2 protein-coding genes are annotated in these 2,595 nt (G+C 69.6%); both read right to left on the bottom strand.

The window, feature by feature from the left end:
* Nucleotides 1-485 precede the first annotated feature (485 nt).
* Nucleotides 486-857 (bottom strand): hydrophobin family protein, encoded by a 372-nt coding sequence (locus ACZ38L_RS39120; protein WP_465702862.1) that lies wholly within the window; start codon nt 855-857, stop codon nt 486-488.
* 291 nt (nt 858-1,148) lie between these two features.
* Nucleotides 1,149-1,991 (bottom strand): hypothetical protein, encoded by an 843-nt coding sequence (locus tag ACZ38L_RS39115; protein WP_465702859.1) that lies wholly within the window; start codon nt 1,989-1,991, stop codon nt 1,149-1,151.
* Nucleotides 1,992-2,595: the final 604 nt, after the last annotated feature.

Here is a 2,595-nt window from a genome sequence, read left to right as displayed (position 1 = left end):
CCAGATCCCCTGCCGGTGACCTTCACGACCGGAGTGTGCCCGCGGCGCGACCAGGTGCGCGCCTTGGGCGGCCGCAGCGACTGGCCGGCCTCGTCGCTGAGTAGGCCCGGGGCGCGGTGCCGGGATTACTCCCGGTCCGTTTCCCCGGACCTCTCGCCGAAACACCGTGGGGGGCCGGTCGTCGACGACGTCCGGATCGAGCACTGCGCACCCTGCCCGACCTGCGGCACAGCTGACAGGCTCGGCAGGCGGGCTGGGCGAATCAAGGGGCGCGAGACCACCTGGCGTTCGCCCAGCCGGTCCGCCCCTGCGGCGGCCCGTGATCGAGCCGTGGTGGGAGGTCCGGCAGTAGCACGCCCGGGACGACCCGAGCGCAAGGTGCGGAGGCTGCCCGCTCCGGGGCAGGGCCCGTGGTGACGGAGACGGTTTTCGATCAGTGGCCAGCAGAGGTGGCGTCGCTGACGGCTGCCCAAGCGGTTGGGGTGTCAGGCGCGGCGGGCTTGCTCGGAGTAGGGCGTGCAGTTCAACACGAGCACGCCGTTGACGCTGGGACCGGCACAATCAACCGGTTCGTCGGCACAGCTGCTCGCTGAGGACCCGATGCCCGTGATGGGGGTGCAGGTCACCCCAACGAGGGTGTTGGGCGGGAGCTGGACGCCGAGCAGGCCGGCAAGCGTGGTTACTGTCGGTGAGTCGGAGGTTACGACCGCCTGGCAGCAGTAGAGCGTTCCGGCCTGCTGTGGGGTGCTGTCGGGGTTCGGTGTGGAGGCCTGCGCCGTGGCAGCGCCGATTATTGAGACGGCACCGGCGAGGCTCAGGGCGGCAAGCGAAGCTACGGCGCCTTTGAACGCGGACATCGTGCATCCCCCTCTGTCGAGCGTGGGTTGCTGCTGTACGAGAAGTGTGACCCCGGTGTTCGAGGCCGCCAATCACTCGAACGGGTGACACCGGGGTCTGGTGTGGGAACCACGCAGATCCCGACCAACCCGGTGAACGTTTGTGGCCACCGCACTAGCAACCGCCGCTCCCTGCGCGCCCAGGCCGGGCGCTGCAGCGCCGTTCCCCCTCCAGACGGCGGCCTCCGCCAGCGACTGCGGGCGGAGGCCGCCCCCCTCAGCGCCCGACCGTGCCGGGCTGGGCTTGTGAACTCAACAGCTCCCGGTGATCAGGAACGCGGGCATACCTACCCTCTCGCTCCCGAACCAGTGGTCGGCCTCGCCGAGCGGCGTCACGGCCAGCTGCGGCACAGCACCCAGCAGGTCGGCAGCCTGCCGCACGAGCGCTGCCGTATCCCGCTCCACCGCAAGCGTCTGCGAGAAGCTGCCGGACAGGCGCAGCTCGCCACTGGCGTGGACGGCGACGCGGACGTAGGGCACCTGCTTCCGGGTGGGCTTACCCGCGTGGATCTCCTCCACGGTGCCGGCGTGAACACGCCGTGTCTCCTCAGTCGGGATCCCCGCGTCGTGCAGCACACGCAGCGCATCTCCCTGCAGCCGATGGGTAGGCCGCTCACCTCGACAGAAGTCGCGCACCTGGGTATCGCTGAGGCTGGCGTGTCCCGCGAGCACTCCATCGGGGAGCGACAGTTCATGTCCGCGCTGGATGAGGGAGGTTCGTACCGCCTGCAGCCGTTCGATCTCCTCGGTGACCCGGCGGATCTCGTCCCGGACAGCCTGGTCATCATCCTCGGCCGTGGCGGTGCAGATGATCCGGCCGTCCACGTCGATCAGGTGGACGAGGATGTCGCGTGGCTCCACCCTCACCCGCGCCGAGATGGCATCGGACCGGGCCGTCATGTACTTCAAGGCGGCGTAGTGTGCGGCCAAGCGCCGCAGTTCCCCAAGGTCCTCATCGAACGTCAGCGTGTTCGAAGTCGGGTCCCAGTCGCCGTCCGCGGCCCTCTCCACCAGCAGACTGACGGCCCGGACCCGCTCCACCTCGTCAGGCAGCAGGCCGCGGGTTGTGATGACGTGCTGCACGGTGTGAGGCATGACGGCTCCAGCTCTGAAGAGGCAGGTGTGCGGCCGTGCTTGATGAGCCGGCCGACGACGGAGCCCGCAGGAACGAGCGGGCACATCCCTCAAGGGCTGATGAGGAGCCCGAAACGGCGGTGCCGTCCTGGCTCAGGTATCCCCAAGTTTGCAGCCCCACCAGACAGCTGCGGGCGTCAGCCGCAGGTCCGGCACCGCAGCTCGGCTTCACCTGCGGGCAGCGTGGGGCAACGCCTACGATGTCCCGTCGGGCCGTCAACAGCGTGCTGTTGGTCGGCGGGTAGCTGTCACCAAGGGGAGAGCGATGGCCGGCCGCAACCAGGACATGAAGACCTCCGAAACCAGATGCGCCGCTGTGCCGAGGAAGCAGCCCTCTTCCCCGCCGGATCCCGTGCCCGCGCCCTGGCCCTCGCGGAGGCCGAAGATCTCGCCGCTGAGGTCAACTCGCTGCGCATCAAGGGCCCGCACCGAGGCCACCAGGGCGGCGTCCAGTGCGAAGCGAAGGGGGCGCGGCCGGTTGATCTCATGCCTGTGATGTCGCGTTGGTCCGTTCCCGGGGCGGTGTCGGGTAGGACTGCGCGTCGGCTGTCGTGCCGGTGACGCC

It is taken from the genome of Kitasatospora sp. NPDC024654 (assembly GCF_055559155.1).
Note: the sequence above shows the minus strand (reverse complement) of the source record. Positions and strands in the feature narration are given on the sequence as shown.

Coding starts and splice junctions, on each gene's coding strand:
- ACZ38L_RS39115 (WP_465702859.1), bottom strand. CDS start 1,991: ATGCCTCACACCGTGCAGCACGTCATCACAACCCGCGGCCTGCTGCCT.
- ACZ38L_RS39120 (WP_465702862.1), bottom strand. CDS start 857: ATGTCCGCGTTCAAAGGCGCCGTAGCTTCGCTTGCCGCCCTGAGCCTC.